Below are 15418 nucleotides of genomic sequence, written 5' to 3' on the forward strand. Positions count from 1 at the left end.
CGCCGTGCCAGAACCTCTGTCTCCACGCGGGCAGTTCGTGTCTGCCACGCCTCACTGACTTCCTGATGACAGCAGACACACTAACCCCGACGCATACGCATGTCTACAGCAGCCACGACAGGTTCCAGCCCATGAGAGTGAAAGGTTCTACATCAGCACCCATGTGCCGCAGCCGCGCGGCTTCGGTTGGGACATGACGCGCGGGAGCGCCCGTCGCGACGACGCGCCATCACGGCCGCGGCGCAACCATGAGCGGGCTTCGGGCGTCGTGATCACCGAACAGTGATCCGCGAGAAGGGGCATCCGTGCGCGCAGCCAGACGCTGGACCGGATTCGCCGTCGCCGCGGCAGGGGCGGCGGTGCTCCTCACCACCGCCTGCGGGAGGCCGTCGGCCCCGGCGGACGGCGACACGGGCAACTCCTCGCCCGGTGCTTCAGCGCCGGCGTCCCGGACGCCCGGTGCTCCGGCGGCCGTGAAGAGCCCGCCGAACCCCGGCTTCGCGGACTTCCAGGCCAAGCCCTGTCCCCGGCTCACCGAGGCCGACAGGACCAACGGCCACCTGATCACCACGGTCGCCGGCCCGCGCGAGGGCGTCACCGTCCACCCCGGTGGTGAACCGCAGACCGTCCTCGTCAAGCTCTGCAACACCACCGGCGAGGCACTCCGCGGCATCGCGCTCTCCGCACAGGTCGAGTGGAACTACGCGGGCGAGCGGCAGCCCGAGCTGACGGTGGAACGGCGCGAGGCCCCCGACGGCGACTGGCACCCCGTCGAGCTGGCCGTGGTCAACGACTACCAGCCGTTGACCGGCGCGTCCGGTGCGCGGGACCTGCCCGCCGACGGCACCCGCATCGTGGAGTACCGGATCAGCGCCGCCGAGGACGCCCCCGCGGGCAGTGGGCGGCTCAGTATCCATGCCGTCCGGGCCGACGCGGACCCGTTCGACATGGAGGACATGCGCGGCGGCGGCAGCGGCGGCTTCCCCCTCACCACGGCCTCCGGCAACTGAACGCTCCGGAGTTTCCGGAGTTCCCGGGGTGCTCGCGTCGGCGGTGCCCGTCGTGCGGTCCGGCATGCCCGGGATCGGCCGCGGCTGACGCACCGGGTTCAGAGCAGGTCCTGAGCCTCGTCGCGCAGCGTCGACAACGCGTGCCGCGCGGCCGCCGTGTCCGGCAGCACGGCGAACAGCAGGGGGCTGCCGGCGGCCGGTTCCTCGGCCAGGGTCCGGCGGATCCACTCCGTGCCTTCCTTGAGCTCGGCGTACGCGTCCACCGTCCCACCACTGCGGGCGAAGTTGCCGAGCGCCGACCGGTGCATCGCGTCGATCAGCGCGGAGAGCGCCACCGGCAGGAACGCCGGACCGTCCGGGGGCAGTCGGTCACGCAGATACGCCCGCGTCAGGGCGACGTAGCGCTCGTTCTCGAGCACCTCACGCCTGCGCAACTCGGGCACGACCCGGGTCAGCCGGTAGCGCTGGAGCACCAGTTCGGGCCTGCTCAGGAAGTCGAGCATCACCACCTCGGTGGCCGCGACGACGACGTCCACCGGCGACCGCCCCCCGGTCGGCTTCACCAGGTGGCGCGCCAGCAGCTCCAGCCGCGCGGAGTGATCGGGGAACGCCAGCTCGTCCTTGCCGTCGAAGTACCGGAACACCGTACGCCGCGACACCCGCGACGCGTCCGCGACGGCCTCCACGGTGACGCTCTCGTAGCCCTGCTCCAGGAACAGCGCCATCGCCGTCTCCGCGATGCGGTACTTCGTCTCCAGCCCCCGTTCGGCCACGGCCCCTCCCCTCCTCGACTCCTCGACGTCGTCGCGCGAAGTCGTCGAGGAGTCTATGGCCACGGTCGCGCGGGAAGGCCGGGCCTGCCGCCTCCCCGCGCGCGGTCGGCGCCGCCTACCCGCCGGACAGGCCGGCCCGGGCGGCGACGGCGCGGTTCCGCGTGGTCACCTCACCCCTTCCGCACCGGCCGGAGAGCCCACGTCGGCCTCCTGGCCGGTCCGCCGGTCCTCGGAACGCACCGTTCGGTGCAGCACCGGCAGGAGCAGCACGCCGAGGACGGCGGCGCCCACGAGCACGGCGTACCCGGCGGACTCGCTTCCCCGGCCCTCGGCGAGTCCGTACAGGTAGGGGCCGACGAACCCGCCGAGCAGTCCGACCGTGTTGATGAACGCGAGCCCGGCCGCGGCCATCAGCCCGGACATCCGCGCCATCGCGACCGACCAGTAGAGCGGGAGGATGCCGACCAGCAGCAGCATCGCGGCGTCGATCAGCAGAATGCGCAGCACGGCACCGTCGGAGACGCTGTACGCGATCGCCACCGGGACCGTGGCGACCGTCACGTACGTCAGGACCCGGACCTCGTTCCGCACGCGGCGCTGGATCCACGGGATCACGAGCACGCCGACGAACGAGGCGATGCCGGCGCTGCCGCTCACGACACCGATCAGGAAGGCCCCTTCGACGTCGAGGCTTTCGACGATGGACGGGAAGTTGTACTGGATCGCCACGCTGCTGACCTGGTTCGCGAAGTAGATCAGGGACAGGGCGAGGATGAACGGCCGGGCGAAGGCGATCCTGACGTTGCCCTTCAGGGTGCCGTGCCCCGGAGCGGTCCGCACGACCGCGCGGTCGTTCAGCACCGCGGCCTCCCGCTCCGTCAGCCACGGTGCGTCCTCCGGCCGGTCGGGTACGAGGCGCCACACGAAGTAGGCGACGACCACGGTGAGCAGGCCCTCGACCAGGAACATCCACTGCCAGCCGTACAGTCCGCCCGCTCCGTGGAGCTCCATGAGAGCGCCGCCGAGGGGAGCTCCGAGCGCGAACCCGGCACACACGGCGAGGTAGAGGATCCCGACCACGGTCACCCGCTGCTTCTGCGAGAACCAGATCGTGACGGTGTACATGAGCGCCGGGTACAGGCCGGCCTCGGCCGCGCCGAGCAGGAACCGGACGACGTAGAAGGACAGTTCGTCCTGCACGAACATCATGCAGGAGCACAGCAGACCCCAGGTCACGGCGATCCGGGTGATCCAGCGCCGCGGTCCGACGCGGTACATGATCAGGTTGCTGGGCACCTCCAGGAGCGCGTAGCTCAGGAAGAAGATGCCGGCGCCGACGCCGTACGCCGCGGCGCTGATGCCCACGTCGGCTTCGAGTGACGTCTTGGCCATACCGACGTTGGTGCGGTCCACGAACGCCATGAAGTACGTGAGGCACAGAATCGGCAAGAGACGGAAGGCCGCTTTGCGGCTCGCCGTGGCGTGCAGGGCGTCGGTGCCGTCCTGCGCGGTTCGCTGCTGGTTCACAACGGGGCTCCCGGAGCGTATGGCACTGGATGTCATTTTTTGACACTCGGTGGCGCTGGACTGTGCCACACGCCACACCCGAGCACAAGACCTCTGACGCAGGCTCGAGTTGACGCCTCTGGGCACGGGTGACGGCAGAGCAACGCCGCGGGACCGGCCGCCAACGCCGTCGCGGACGCGGGTGCGACAGGTCGGTGAAGATGAAGTGAAGGCAGTCCGAAGCAAGCGTGTGGGCGCGCGGCCGGTTGCCGACTAAAGTCTTTCCATCACTGCTGGTTACGGGGGCGGAACCTGGTGCACGCATGCCGGGTCGCCGGTGGGGAGGGCCTGTCGAGCATGAGCCGTCGCTCCAACGGGTTGGTCGCTGTCTGGGCCGAGGCGCAGCGCCAACAGCAACGTCAACAGGAGGCGCAAGCCAGGTTCCAGCGGGAGCAGGAGCGGCAACAGCGCGCCCACCAGCGGGAGATCACGCGCAGCTACCGTGAGCAGAGAGCGGCCTACCGGGAGCAGCGCGAGGCGGAGGCTCGGCGCCGTACGCAGGAACTCGACGCGCAGGTCGAGGCGTTGCAGGGCCTGCTGACGACGGGGTGCCGGGCTCCGGCGTTCCGGGCTGGCGCGCTCACCCGGCCGGAGCGGATCGAGGCCTTCTCCCGGGGCAGCTCGCGCACCCCATCCGCATGCCGGACCCGAACCAGCCTCAGTACCAGCCGCAGCAGGGCGGTTGGACCGCCGCACGGCGGGCGCAGGCACAGGCGGAGGCCCGCTCCAGGTTCGAGCGGGACCGGCAGGCCGCACAGGCCGCCGAAGCGCAGCGCCGACACCAGTTGGCCACCTATCAGGCGCAGTACCAGCAGTGGGCCGAGGCCCAGTTGGACGAGATCCGTCGGCACAACGCCGGCATCGTGGAGATGGCGACGGGGCTTCGCAACGGAGATCCCGAGGCCGCGGTGGAGTACTTCTCCGCCGCCCTCTACGCCTCGACCGGCTGGCCGGAGGACCTGCCCCGCCGGCTGTCCGCGGCGTACGACTCGGGGGCACGCCAGCTGGTGCTGAACTGGGAGCTGCCCAAGTACGACGTCGTCCCGGAGGCGAAGTCGGCGCGCTACATGATCAACGCCGATCAGGTGAAGGAGTCACCCCGACCGGTCACGCAACGCCGCGCCCTGTACCGGGACGTACTCGCGCAGTGTCTCCTGCTGGTGCTGCGGGACCTGTTCGCAGCCGATGAGTTCGGCGCGCTGGAATCAGTCGCGCTGAACGGGTTCGTGGACGATCACGATCCGGCGACCGGCAGACGGACGCCCATGTTCCTCGGCACCGTCATGGCTTCGCGTTCGACGTTCGCCGCATTGCACCTGGAACAGGTGAACGCGGTCAACTGCCTGGTGGACGGCCTCCGGGGGCAGTTGTCCCCACGCCCCGACCAGTACGCGCCCGTGCGGCCCGGCCGGCTTCCCGAAGACGTCGGCAACGGCGTCGTCACCCATGGGGACGGCGAAGAGCCGGATCTGTACGAGATGGACCCCGTCGCCTTCGAAACGCTGGTCGCCGATCTGTTCCGGGCCATGGGCATGCAGGCCGTGACCACCCAGCGCTCGAACGACGGCGGTGTCGACGTCGACGCGCTGGACCCGGCCCCGATCCGCGGCGGCAAGATCGTCGTGCAGGTCAAGCGCTACCGCAACACCGTCCCCCCGACCGCCGTCCGCGACCTGTACGGAACCGTCCAGGACGCCGGCGCCAACAAGGGCGTCCTGGTCACCACCTCCGCGTTCGGCCCCGGCTCACACACCTTCGCCAACGGCAAGCCCCTGGAACTGGTGGCGGGCTCCGAACTGGTCGACCTGCTGCACCGCCACGGGCTGCGCGGGCGCCTGGGCGGCGGCGGACGCCCGGTGCCTGCCCAGAGGACGGCACCGGACAGCGAGACCGGCGGTGACACCGGCAGCGCCACCGGCACGGACGATCACAACGTGTTGGGCATGTACTGGTCAGGCAGCGTCGCCCTGGACGTGTGCGTGCTCGTCTGCCACGGCAACCGGGTCCTGGACGACGACCACTTCGTCTTCTACAACAATCCCCGCACACCCGACGGCACGGTGCGCACGCTCGCCCCCGTCGCGCCGGACAGGGCCGCCGTCCAGGTCTCCTTCGACGCCCTGCCGGCACGCGCCGACCGCCTCGTCGTCATCGCCGCGGTCGACCCCGTCGCCGACCCCGCGGCCGACCTGTCCGGGTTCACCGACGCCGGCATCCGACTGCTGGACTCCGAGGGGTCCCCGCTCGACCAGCTACAGGTCTCCGACGGCCGCCCGGAGGAAACCGCCCTCGTGCTGGGATCCTTCCGCCGCCGCGCGAACGGCGACTGGGACTTCGTCACCGGAGGCAGGGGATACCGGGGCGGCCTGGAGGAACTGGTCCGGGATTACGGCGTCGACGTGGAATAGTTCCGCCGTCGAACGGCCGTGTCGCTTCGGAGGCGGGACCGAGGTGGACGAGTGGGTGAAAGCTGCTACAGATTTTCTAGTCATTCATAGTCATCTCTAGTCGCGGATGTCGAATATTTTGGCCTTGTGAAGCTTTCGGAGTGGGCACGGCAGCAGGGCGTGAGTTACCAGACCGCCTGGCGATGGGTGAAGAACGGGAAGATGCCCGTTCCGGTCCGCCAGGCGCCGTCCGGAACGTGGTTGGTCACCGAGTCCGCTCCGGCCGTCTTTGCGACCTCGGGGCGGGTGGTGGCGTACTGCCGCGTGTCGTCCGCCGACCAGAAGGCCGACCTCGAGCGGCAGGCGGCCCGGGTCGTGGCCGGCGCGAACGGGCTCGGCCTGGCCGTCGCCGAGGTCGTCACCGAGGTCGGCTCGGGGCTGAACGGGCGGCGCCGCAAGCTGCACCGCCTGCTGTCCGACCCGCAGACGGCGGTGATCGTGGTCGAGCACCGGGACCGGCTGGCCCGGTTCGGCGTCGAGCATCTCGAAGCCGTCCTGTCGGCGTCCGGGCGGCGCCTGGTCGTCCTCGACCCCACCGAGACCGCTGACGACCTGGTGCCAGACATCACCGAGGTGCTCACGTCGATGTGCGCCCGCCTGTACGGGCGGCGGGCGGCGAAGAACCGCGCCGCCCGCGCGGTGGCCATGGCGACCGGCGAGGCCACCGAGTGAAGAAGTTCCAGGCGCAGCCCGGTTTTGTGGTGCAGGCGTTCCGGTTCGCCCTGGACCCGAACGCCTCCCAGGAGCATGCGCTGCGTTCGCACTGCGGCGCGGCGCGTGCCGCGTACAACTGGGCTGTCGGCTGGGTCGAGGCGTCGTGGTGGCAGCGCCGCGCGGAGGAGTCCTACGGCGTCGCCGAGGAGCAGCTGACAAAATGGCGGCCATGGTCGCTGCCCGTCCTGCGGAAGGCGTTCAACGAGACCAAGCACACCGATCCGAGGTTCGCGGCCTGGTGGGAGGAGAATTCCAAGGAGGCGTACTCCACCGGCCTCGCGAACGCCGCTGCCGCGTTCGACAACTACGCCAAGTCGAAGCGGGGCAAGCGCCGTGGCCGTGCGATGGGTATGCCGCGGTTCAAGTCGAAACGGAAGGCACGTCTGTCCTGCCGGTTCACCACCGGCACGATCCGCGTGGACGCCGACGGCCGGCACGTCACGCTGCCCCGCCTGGGCACGGTCCGCACCCACGAATGCACAGCGAAGCTCCTCGACCGCGTCCAGGCCAGGACGGCCCGGATCCTGTCCGCGACGGTGCGGCACGAGCGCGGACGCTGGTTCGTGTCCTTCCAGGCGGAGGTGAAACGCGGCCTGGTCCGCGTCACGCGGCCGGATGCCGCGGTCGGCATCGACCTCGGGGTGAAGACCCTCGCGGTCATGGCCGACTCGACGGGTGAGATCCGCACCGCGCCCAATCCCGGCCACTACGACAGGGCACGCAAACAGCTGCGCCGCGTCTCCCGCGTCGTGTCCCGACGCCAGGGCCCTGACCGGCGCACCGGACAGCAGCCGTCGAAGCGGTGGGAGAAGGCCAACGCCCAGCGGAACAAGGTCCACCACCGCGTGGCAAACCTCCGCGAAGACGCTCTGCACAAGCTCACCACCGCGGTGGCCGCCGAGTACGGCACCGTCGTGGTCGAAGACCTCAACGTCGCCGGCATGCTCCGCAACCGGCGTCTGGCCCGCCAGATCGCCGACGCCGGATTCGGCGAGATCCGCCGCCAGCTCGACTACAAGACCCGTCAGCGCCACGCCACCCGCCTCGTGGTCGCCAACCGCTGGTACCCCTCCTCCAAGACCTGTTCCGGGTGCGGCGCGGTGAAAGCCAAGCTGCCGCTGCACGTCCGGACGTACGAATGCGACGCCTGCGGCCTGGTCATCGACCGGGACGACAACGCCGCGCTCAACCTCGCCGCCCTCGCGGCAGCCTGCGTGACTGGTACCGGAGTGGCCGGAGACCAGGACACCGCCCCGGCGGTGTCGAAGCCTCGTGGAGCCGACCAGAAGACCCGCACCACCCGCCTCCGCCGCACGGCGGAGGCGGGGCGGGCAGGTGGCGCAACCCTGCCTCGACAGCGGCAGACGGAAACGAGAGACCGTCCTCAAACCGAGCCCCTGACGCTCTGGTGACGAGACGGACCTTCCGGGCCGAAATGCCCGGAATGCCGAGACCTGACTACGGTCTCGGCAACGGCGAAGGACATGACGACCTGGGGACTGGTCATCGAGACGACCATGGGGGTCGGAGAACGCAAGCACACCGAGGCATACGTGCTCGCTCACGTCACCGGAGAGCGCGAGGAGGCACTCGCGGAGCTGGAACGGCGGGCGCGGAACCACTCACCCGCGCACCCCAGAAACCCCAAGCGCCGTCGGCTCCTACGACAGGACGACGGGTTCCTGCTCGTCGTGGACGGGGCGTGGCAGTCGTTCGTCACCCGGTTCACGGTGGCGGAACTGCTCGAGGACTCCGACGCGCCCCCCGCCCCGGAACCGGTGGTGGAAACCGTGCCGGAGCCTGTGGTGGAGGCGCCGAGTGCGCCCGTCGCCGCAGCAGCCGAGCCTGTGGAGCAGCCGGTCGAACGGTACGCGGACGGGGTGCCGGTCAAGCCGGCCTGGCTGGGACGCACCGACCTGCCGTGAGAACGCCACCGATCGATGCGCCGAGGTGGGTCATCAGGCCCCGGCGGTCGAAGCTGCCCTGGACGCGCTTGCGGACCGCGGGACTCGCCTGCTCCAACAGCGTGCGGTCTTCCATGTCCGTGTTCTCCTTCGTGCCGGTGTGCAGCAGGGCGGGTCCGGTCAGGCGGCCAGGCGTTCCGCGAGCAGGACGACACCAATGACGATCATGATGGCGCCCGAGGCGCGGGTGACCGCCCGGGCCGTGGAGGGACGGGTCTTCAGAACGGTGCGGGCGAGGAAGCCGACCGTGAGGTACACCAGCGCGCAGGCGGTCATGTGCAGGGTGCCGAACAGGCCGGTCTGCGCGGCGACGGGCCAGCCGCCGGTGGTGTCGATGAACTGCGGGAACAGCGAGAAGTACAGCAACAGCGCCTTGGGGTTCAAGCCGCTGATCCCGGCGCCCTTGAGCATCACCTGTCTCTGGGAGGCACCGGCCGTCTCCTCCGAGGCTGCCAGGGCGGCCGGCTGGCGCAGCACGTTCCAGCCCAGCCAGACCAGGTAGCCGGCTCCGGCGACGGTCAACGCGGTGAGCACGACCGGCGAGCTCGCCACGATCACGACCAGGCCCGCGACGGCCAGGATCGTGTAGCCCGCGTACCCGGCGATCAGCCCGGTCACGGCCGGGAGGACCGAGCGCTCCCGCAGACCCGCCGAGATCGTGAAGGCCCAGTCCGCCCCCGGGGTGAACACCAGCAGGAGGTCCACCGCCAGAAAAGCCGCCAGCGTGGTCGCGTCCATGAATCCGTCCCTCTCACGTACCCGGCTACGCAAGGGAGGCTAGGCCGGACCGGCCCGAAAGTGTTCCTGTCTTTACCCCAGAATCTCGCCTATTGGAGGAGAATCTTCTTCATGGACGCCCTAGACCGGAAGATTCTTGCCGAGCTGCAGATGGACGGCCGTCTCACGGTCACCGAACTCGCCGCACGTGTGCAGCTGAGCGTCTCGCCCTGCCACCGCCGCCTGCGCGACCTCGAACGCGAAGGTGCGATCCGCGGCTACCGCGCCGTCGTCGACCCCGCCGCCGTCGGCCTCCACTTCGAAACCCTCGTCTTCGCCACGCTGCGCTGGGAGGATCCCGACACCGTCACCTCCTTCGAAGAAGCGGTGAGCGCCATCCCGCACGTCCTCCAGGCCCAACGACTCTTCGGCGAACCCGACTACCTCCTGCGGGTCGCCACCACCGACCTCACCGCCTACCAGCAGCTCTACGACCAGCAACTCGCCCGCCTGCCCGGAGTGCAGCGCCTGACCTCCACCCTCGTCATGAAGAACGTCGTCGACGACCGGCCCTTGCCCGCATAGACCGTCGGCGCAGGCCGGACGCCGCTCAGCCCGGGCGCACCTCTCCGAGCCGATCCACAGGTCACGAGCATGGCTCGTCCGTGATGTTCCGTGGGAAGAGTGGGGGCATGACTGCGTACAAAACAATGCCGTTCCGCCTTGAGACCGAGCGGCTGATACTGCGGCCGTGGGCCGAGTCGGACGCCGCCGAGTTCTGCGCCCTCCTCTCCGAACGCGGCAAGGGGACCCCCACGGTTGAGCACATCCGGACGTCCATCGCGGAGCTGCTCACCGCGACGGCCACTACGGGGATCGCCCTGTTGCCCATCCAGCGCCGTGACGAAGACGACTTCATCGGCTACTGCGGGCTGATCATCGGCCGCTCCACCCTGGAGGAGCCCGAGATCGCGTATGAGCTGTTCCAGCGCGCGCATGGGCGTGGCTACGCCACCGAGGCGGCCAGGGCGGTGCTCGATGCCGCTGTCGCGACCGGGCGGAAACGGCTCTGGTCGACCGTCGGCGCATGGAACACACCGTCGCTCCGTGTCCTTGAGAAGCTCGGGTTCGAGCGGGACCACGTTTCCACGGAAGACAACGGTGAAGTGGTCTGGCTCACACGCGCGTTGCCGTGACGCGAGAGCACGCTCCCGGGGCTTCATGCACACCTGCTCGAGTGCGCTCCGGCGGGGCACCGGGCATGCCGAGATCGGTCAGCACTCGGGTCACCCCAGGCGACCCGACTACTGACCCTGCCTTGAAGGACGGGGCCTACGCGCGAGGTACTCGGTCACCCAGCGGTGCCCAGCTCGCACCATACGTACTTCCCCCTGTTCCCCTCCCTGGCCAGCGGCTGCCAGCCCCACACGTCGGCGCAGGCCCGCACCAGAGCCAGGCCCCGCCCGTCCTCTTCCTCCAGTTCCGGGGTGAAGGGCCGCGGCGGCTCCGGCGGGGACGGGTCCGCGTCCCACGCCCCGATCCGCAGGACGCCGTTGGCCGACCAGCGCACCCGCAGCGCCGCCGGCCCCTTGGTGTGGCGCACGGCGTTGGAGACCAACTCCGTAGCCATCAGCTCCGCGACGTCGACCAGGCGAATCAGGCCGTGCATGGTGAGGATCAGACGCAGGGTGCGACGGCAGATGGTGACGGCTCTCGGGTCGTTCGGGATGTACAGGGAGTACTCCCACGGCTCGGTTTCGGGCATGCGAACTCCAGTTGGGTGAGGGAGTTGGGAGCGCTGCAGGAGGACGGGCGACGGTGTCACTGCCGCCACGTCATGGCAGGACGAAGCGGTGCACTTCCGACGCTCCAGCTCACGTATAGCGCTCAATGCGTCACCGACGGTAGGTCTAATTCTTCATGTCACGCAAGCCGGTTCGCGTAATCTGACCCCGAACGAGTTGCGTTCACTGGCGCATTGGATTGGGGAGCAGTCGATGGCCTTGAGGCGTGAACCGACGGCGCGTCAGTTGAGATTGGCGACCGAGTTGCGTCGCCTCCGTGACGCTGCGGGGCTAGCCGCTCGGGAGGCGGCGGCGCTGCTCGGAGTGAGCCCCGTGCAGATCAGCCACATCGAATCTGCCCTCGCCGGCGTAAGCGAGGAGCGACTACGTCGCCTTGCCGCCAACTACGCTTGTTCAGACGTTGAGTTGATCGACGCGTTGGTCTTCATGGCAACTGAGCGGGCCCGAGGCTGGTGGGAGGACTACCGAGGTCTTCTGCCCGCCGCGTACCTGGATCTCGCCGAGTTGGAGCACCACGCGAAGTTCCGGAAGGACGTGGCGGTCATCCACGTGCCGGGGCTGTTTCAGACGGAGGACTACGCATGGGCCCTGTTCGCCTACATGAACCCGGAATTCCCGGACTCGGAGGTGGAACACCGGGTGTCACACAGGATGCGGCGGAAGATCGTCATCGAAGGCCCAGACCCGATCCCGTACGACACCGTGATCCATGAAGCAGCGCTTCGGATCAAGGTCGCCGGACGTGCTGCGACTCGGGCTCAACTGACGCGCATCCTCGAGATGTCAGATGCCGACCATGTCACGGTCAGGGTCATTCCCTTCGCACTGGACGACTTCGCAGGCGCCGGAAGCACCATGGTGCACCTGGGTGGACCGGTCCCTCGTCTGGACACCGTGGTACGCGATGCCCCTCACGGCACAGCACTCCTCGATTCCGAAGCCCAGCTGGAACACTTCCGGAAGCTCTTCCATAGGGTGAGTGAACGGTCACTCACCCCAGATCAGTCACGTGACCTCATCCATGAGTTGACCAAGGAGTTGTGAGGAACCCAATGACCGCCCACCCCACTACTCACTGGCGCAAGTCCTCCTTCTCCGGGGGCGGTGAAGGCAACGACTGCGTGGAGGTCGCGGAGTCTGACGACGCCCGCATAGCCATCCGCGACTCGAAGGACCCTGCCCGTGCTTCCCTCTCCGTCTCTGCCCTTGCTTTCGCCCTCCTCGTCGATGCTCTGAAGGATCAAAACGGTGTCGCCGTCGCCCAGGTCATCCCGACAGGGCCTGAAGACATCCCTCCGTACCCGACCGACCCCATGGGAGAGATAGGCCTGCCCGACCTCAGCAACGACGAGATCGAAGACACTCTGAGGGGGAATGGGTTCTCGCCCCTGGTCGCCAATGCCAACAGCAGCGCTCTGACCAAGGAGCTGTGAGGCGCCCGGTGATTACTCGCGACAACTGGCGGAAGTCCTCCTACTCGGGCAGCGGCGACGGCAACGCCTGCGTGGAAATCGCGGAGGCGGACACCCGCATAGCCATCCGTGACTCGAAGTACCCGGCCTGTGCCGCTTTCTCCGTATCCGCTCCGGTCTTCGCCGCCTTCGTCGGCGGCTTGAAGGCCCAACCGGGACCTCTGGTGTAGCAACAAGCGCTCTGCCACGCAGTGAAGTGGCTGGAACAAGTGCTTCGATCACTGGTTTTGACGCCAACCAGGGTGAAATCCGGTCACGTTCGCCTACGTTGGGCGCACTGATCGCGCTCATCACAGGAGGCTCAGCCGTGTCGGAGGACACCACCCCGGACAGTGCCGGTTTCGAGACACGTGCCCGCATCGATACGACGAAGCCGCACTCGGCGCGGTTCTGGAACTACTTCGTCGGGGGCAAGGACAACTACAAGGTCGACCGGGAGATCGGGGACCAGATCAAGGGCATCTTCCCCGGGCTGGTCGACGTGGCGCACACCAGTCGACGCTTCCTCGGGCGGGCCGTCGGGCATCTGGCCGGGCAGCAGGGGATACGGCAGTTTCTGGACATCGGTACGGGACTGCCGACCGCCGACAACACGCACCAGGTGGCGCAGCGCGTCGCTCCGGACGCGCGGATCGTGTACGTCGACAACGACCCGATCGTGCTGACCCACGCCAACGCCCTGCTGACCAGCACCCCCGAGGGCCGTACGGACTATCTGGACGCCGATCTCTACGACCCGGAGTCCGTCCTGCGGGCCGCCGCCGGGACGCTGGACATGTCCCAGCCCGTCGCGCTGATGATTCTCAACACGCTCGGCCACGTCGCCGACTACGAGCAGGCGCGTGATCTGGTGCGCCGGCTCATGGCGGGGCTTCCCTCGGGGAGTTACCTGGTGATCAGCGACAGTACGGCCACGAGCGAGGGCATGGTCGCGGCCTCGAACGCCTACAACGCGAGCGGCGCCGTGCCGTACTACGTGCGCGAGGTCGAGGAGATCGCCGGGTTCTTCGACGGCCTGGAGCTGGTGGAGCCGGGCGTCGTACGGGTCCCGGAGTGGCGTCCGGAGGCCAGCGCGCCGGACGAGGACGAGGCGAAGGACGTGGACGCCTTCTGCGGGGTGGGGCGCAAGCCGTAGCCGGGAGCAGGAAGGCGAGTGGGGGCCGACCCGCGGGTCGGCCCCCACCTGTTTCTCGCCCTCAGAGCCGACGGCCGGCACTGGCGATCCCGGGTAACGTTTCTGCAGGTCAGCGCAGCAATCACGTGATCACCTGTCATGGTGAAACCGCCCGACAGTAGACAACCCGAAAGGGCAATTCCTGGTTGTTCCCGACGTTCGCCAGGAACAACCAGCAGGAGATCACCTTGATCACGAAGTGAGACGTTCATGACCGAGCAGCATGGGTCGGATACGGGTCCGGGGTATGCGGAGCGCCAACGCCGGGCCGGGATCGTGTCGTTCGTTGCGGGGCTTGTCGCGGCTCTCGCCTTCTTCGCGTTCTTCCCCGGGTTGCCGCATGTCATCGACTGGGGCGCCATCCTCGCCTCCCTGGCCGCGGGTGCCCTTGCGCGCTGGGCTTGTCGGGCGTGGATGGCAAGGAGCCTGGAGAAGAAGGAGAAACACAGCGATCAGGTGTGATCGCTGTCTTTGGTCTCGTGGGCGGCTGGGGTTCGCGACCCGGTGGTGGGGGGTGAGGGTGCCGGCCTCTCCGCCGATGCGTGTCGCTTGTGGTGACGGCTTGACGCCGCTGCCAGTGCTGCTGTCACCGTCAGGGACGTCGCCGCGAGGGCCGTCATGGTGATGGCCGGGGTGGTCAGTTGGGCCAGGGTGCCGGACAGGGTGGCGGAGAGGCCCTGGAGGGTGAGCATGCCCGAGGAGTGGAGGCCGAGGGCGTGGCCGGAGAGGTGGGGCGGGGTGAGGGTCGTCAGGCGCTCCTGGTGGACCAGGCTCGCTCCGAAGCCGATCGAGGCCAGGGCGACCAGGGCGGCGGCCACGGGGACGGGTGGGTGGAGGGCGAAGAGCAGGTACGGGGTGGCCAGGAGCAGGAGGAGTGGGGTGCCCAGGCGGGTTCTGCGGCTGGGCGGGACCAGGCGGCCGACGGTGATGTCGCCGGCCAGCATGCCGAAGGCGGCGCAGGCGAAGAGGGTGCCGGCGGCCTCGGGGGCGTAGGGGACGTAGAGGGATTCGCAACCGACGATCAGGCCGTTGGGGATCCACAGGGCCAGGTAGACGTGGCGGCGGGGTGGGGACGACCAGAGGGCGGCGTTCGCGCGCCAGGTGGCTCGTACGGAGGGGCGGCCGGAGGCGCGCGGGCGGCGGCGGGTCAGGGTCAGGCGGGCGGCTGCGGCGGCCGTGGCATGCAGGGTCGCCGCCAGGAGCAGTGACAGGTGCGGGGAGAGGACGGCCACCAGGATGCCGCCCGCCGCGTAGCCCGCGATCTGCATGATTCCGCTCATCATGTTGAAGAGCGAGCGGCCCAGGAGGTAGCCGTCCTTGGGGAGGATCTCGTTGAGGAGTCCCCAGCGGACTCCCCCGCCGACCGACTCCGCCAGTCCCTTGACGAGGAGGACGGTGAACAGCGCCGTGAGCGGCAGGGTGGGCAGGGCCATGACGGCCGTACCGGCCGCGTAGAGCAGTGCCAGACCGGTCATCGCCGCGCGGGGTGGCAGGCGGTCCGCGGCGGACATGAGGAGCGTCGCGCCGAGGACGTGGGCGAGGGACGGGCCGAACATGGCCAGTGCGGACAGCAGGGGTGAGGCGGTCTCGCGGTAGACCAGGGTGGCCAGGGCGAGGCCGCTCGTCGTCCGGGCGACCGTCTGGGCGGCGGCCGTGAGGAAGAGCGGGGTGAACTCCGCGGTGCGGAAGAGGTCCCTGTAGCTGCGCATGCGCGGGAGTCTGGGGAGGGACGGTGAGCGGCGTTATTGTTTCGCCGGTGCGCGAAAGCAACTCGGC

16 protein-coding genes and 1 pseudogene are annotated in these 15418 nt (G+C 69.2%); 12 read left to right on the forward strand and 5 right to left on the reverse strand.

The window, feature by feature from the left end; translation table 11 throughout:
* Window positions 1–305 precede the first annotated feature (305 nt).
* A complete protein-coding gene (locus AB0I73_RS24820) occupies window positions 306–1010 on the forward strand; it encodes a hypothetical protein (RefSeq protein ID WP_363040768.1) in 705 nt (234 codons plus the stop codon).
* Between the two features lie 98 nt (window positions 1011–1108).
* Here AB0I73_RS24820 and AB0I73_RS24825 read toward each other — a convergent pair whose 3' ends face one another.
* Complete coding sequence (locus AB0I73_RS24825) at window positions 1109–1783, reverse strand: TetR family transcriptional regulator (RefSeq protein ID WP_363040770.1); 675 nt, start codon at window positions 1781–1783, stop codon at window positions 1109–1111.
* 165 nt (window positions 1784–1948) lie between these two features.
* Window positions 1949–3310, reverse strand: a complete 1362-nt coding sequence (locus AB0I73_RS24830) for an MFS transporter (RefSeq protein ID WP_363040772.1) — start codon at window positions 3308–3310, stop codon at window positions 1949–1951.
* Window positions 3311–3646: 336 nt separating this feature from the next.
* Here AB0I73_RS24830 and AB0I73_RS24835 point away from each other — a divergent pair.
* The 4 genes and pseudogenes from AB0I73_RS24835 to AB0I73_RS24850 all read left to right on the forward strand — a co-directional run bounded on the left by AB0I73_RS24835 (window position 3647) and on the right by AB0I73_RS24850 (window position 8435).
* Window positions 3647–5757: pseudogene (locus AB0I73_RS24835) on the forward strand (restriction endonuclease).
* A 126-nt stretch (window positions 5758–5883) separates the two neighbouring features.
* On the forward strand, window positions 5884–6468 hold the full coding sequence (locus tag AB0I73_RS24840; protein ID WP_363040773.1) for an IS607 family transposase: 585 nt from the start codon (window positions 5884–5886) through the stop codon (window positions 6466–6468).
* Window positions 6465–7922: an IS607 family element RNA-guided endonuclease TnpB gene (tnpB, locus tag AB0I73_RS24845; RefSeq protein WP_363040775.1), complete on the forward strand. Its 1458-nt coding sequence runs from the start codon at window positions 6465–6467 to the stop codon at window positions 7920–7922. The genes AB0I73_RS24840 and tnpB overlap by 4 nt, the downstream gene beginning before the upstream one ends.
* A 72-nt stretch (window positions 7923–7994) precedes the next feature.
* Entirely contained in the window at window positions 7995–8435 is a 441-nt protein-coding gene (locus AB0I73_RS24850) for a hypothetical protein (protein ID WP_363040777.1), read from the forward strand.
* Between the two features lie 159 nt (window positions 8436–8594).
* On the opposite strand, the gene AB0I73_RS24855 is transcribed toward AB0I73_RS24850, so the two are convergent.
* Complete coding sequence (locus AB0I73_RS24855; RefSeq protein WP_363040779.1) at window positions 8595–9212, reverse strand: LysE family translocator; 618 nt, start codon at window positions 9210–9212, stop codon at window positions 8595–8597.
* Between the two features lie 111 nt (window positions 9213–9323).
* On the opposite strand from AB0I73_RS24855, the gene AB0I73_RS24860 reads away from it, so the two are divergent.
* Both AB0I73_RS24860 and AB0I73_RS24865 read left to right on the forward strand, forming a co-directional pair.
* Window positions 9324–9776: an Lrp/AsnC family transcriptional regulator gene (locus tag AB0I73_RS24860; protein WP_109381312.1), complete on the forward strand. Its 453-nt coding sequence runs from the start codon at window positions 9324–9326 to the stop codon at window positions 9774–9776.
* Window positions 9777–9883: 107 nt separating this feature from the next.
* Complete coding sequence (locus AB0I73_RS24865) at window positions 9884–10387, forward strand: GNAT family N-acetyltransferase (RefSeq protein WP_363040781.1); 504 nt, start codon at window positions 9884–9886, stop codon at window positions 10385–10387.
* A 155-nt stretch (window positions 10388–10542) separates the two neighbouring features.
* Here the strand turns inward: AB0I73_RS24865 and AB0I73_RS24870 are convergent, their stop codons facing one another.
* Window positions 10543–10956 (reverse strand): ATP-binding protein, encoded by a 414-nt coding sequence (locus AB0I73_RS24870; protein ID WP_363040783.1) that lies wholly within the window; start codon window positions 10954–10956, stop codon window positions 10543–10545.
* 232 nt (window positions 10957–11188) lie between these two features.
* On the opposite strand from AB0I73_RS24870, the gene AB0I73_RS24875 reads away from it, so the two are divergent.
* From AB0I73_RS24875 to AB0I73_RS24895, 5 genes are all read left to right on the forward strand, one after another.
* Window positions 11189–12040 (forward strand): DUF5753 domain-containing protein, encoded by an 852-nt coding sequence (locus AB0I73_RS24875; RefSeq protein WP_363040785.1) that lies wholly within the window; start codon window positions 11189–11191, stop codon window positions 12038–12040.
* An 8-nt stretch (window positions 12041–12048) separates the two neighbouring features.
* Entirely contained in the window at window positions 12049–12429 is a 381-nt protein-coding gene (locus tag AB0I73_RS24880; RefSeq protein WP_363040787.1) for a DUF397 domain-containing protein, read from the forward strand.
* 8 nt (window positions 12430–12437) lie between these two features.
* Entirely contained in the window at window positions 12438–12638 is a 201-nt protein-coding gene (locus AB0I73_RS24885; RefSeq protein ID WP_363040789.1) for a DUF397 domain-containing protein, read from the forward strand.
* A 137-nt stretch (window positions 12639–12775) separates the two neighbouring features.
* Window positions 12776–13603: an SAM-dependent methyltransferase gene (locus AB0I73_RS24890; RefSeq protein ID WP_363040791.1), complete on the forward strand. Its 828-nt coding sequence runs from the start codon at window positions 12776–12778 to the stop codon at window positions 13601–13603.
* Window positions 13604–13852: 249 nt separating this feature from the next.
* A complete protein-coding gene (locus AB0I73_RS24895; protein WP_363040793.1) occupies window positions 13853–14104 on the forward strand; it encodes a hypothetical protein in 252 nt (83 codons plus the stop codon).
* On the opposite strand, the gene AB0I73_RS24900 is transcribed toward AB0I73_RS24895, so the two are convergent.
* Window positions 14095–15351: an MFS transporter gene (locus AB0I73_RS24900; protein ID WP_363040795.1), complete on the reverse strand. Its 1257-nt coding sequence runs from the start codon at window positions 15349–15351 to the stop codon at window positions 14095–14097. The genes AB0I73_RS24895 and AB0I73_RS24900 overlap by 10 nt on opposite strands.
* Window positions 15352–15418: the final 67 nt, after the last annotated feature.

It is taken from the genome of Streptomyces sp. NPDC050388 (assembly GCF_040655635.1).
Taxonomy (GTDB): domain Bacteria; phylum Actinomycetota; class Actinomycetes; order Streptomycetales; family Streptomycetaceae; genus Streptomyces.

What these genes read in the sequence shown, in the direction of transcription:
- AB0I73_RS24850 (WP_363040777.1), top strand. Translation starts at nt 7,995, where the DNA reads ATGACGACCTGGGGACTGGTCATCGAGACGACCATGGGGGTCGGAGAA.
- AB0I73_RS24855 (WP_363040779.1), bottom strand. Translation starts at nt 9,212, where the DNA reads ATGGACGCGACCACGCTGGCGGCTTTTCTGGCGGTGGACCTCCTGCTG.
- AB0I73_RS24860 (WP_109381312.1), top strand. Translation starts at nt 9,324, where the DNA reads ATGGACGCCCTAGACCGGAAGATTCTTGCCGAGCTGCAGATGGACGGC.
- AB0I73_RS24865 (WP_363040781.1), top strand. Translation starts at nt 9,884, where the DNA reads ATGACTGCGTACAAAACAATGCCGTTCCGCCTTGAGACCGAGCGGCTG.
- AB0I73_RS24870 (WP_363040783.1), bottom strand. Translation starts at nt 10,956, where the DNA reads ATGCCCGAAACCGAGCCGTGGGAGTACTCCCTGTACATCCCGAACGAC.
- AB0I73_RS24875 (WP_363040785.1), top strand. Translation starts at nt 11,189, where the DNA reads ATGGCCTTGAGGCGTGAACCGACGGCGCGTCAGTTGAGATTGGCGACC.
- AB0I73_RS24880 (WP_363040787.1), top strand. Translation starts at nt 12,049, where the DNA reads ATGACCGCCCACCCCACTACTCACTGGCGCAAGTCCTCCTTCTCCGGG.
- AB0I73_RS24895 (WP_363040793.1), top strand. Translation starts at nt 13,853, where the DNA reads ATGACCGAGCAGCATGGGTCGGATACGGGTCCGGGGTATGCGGAGCGC.
- AB0I73_RS24900 (WP_363040795.1), bottom strand. Translation starts at nt 15,351, where the DNA reads ATGCGCAGCTACAGGGACCTCTTCCGCACCGCGGAGTTCACCCCGCTC.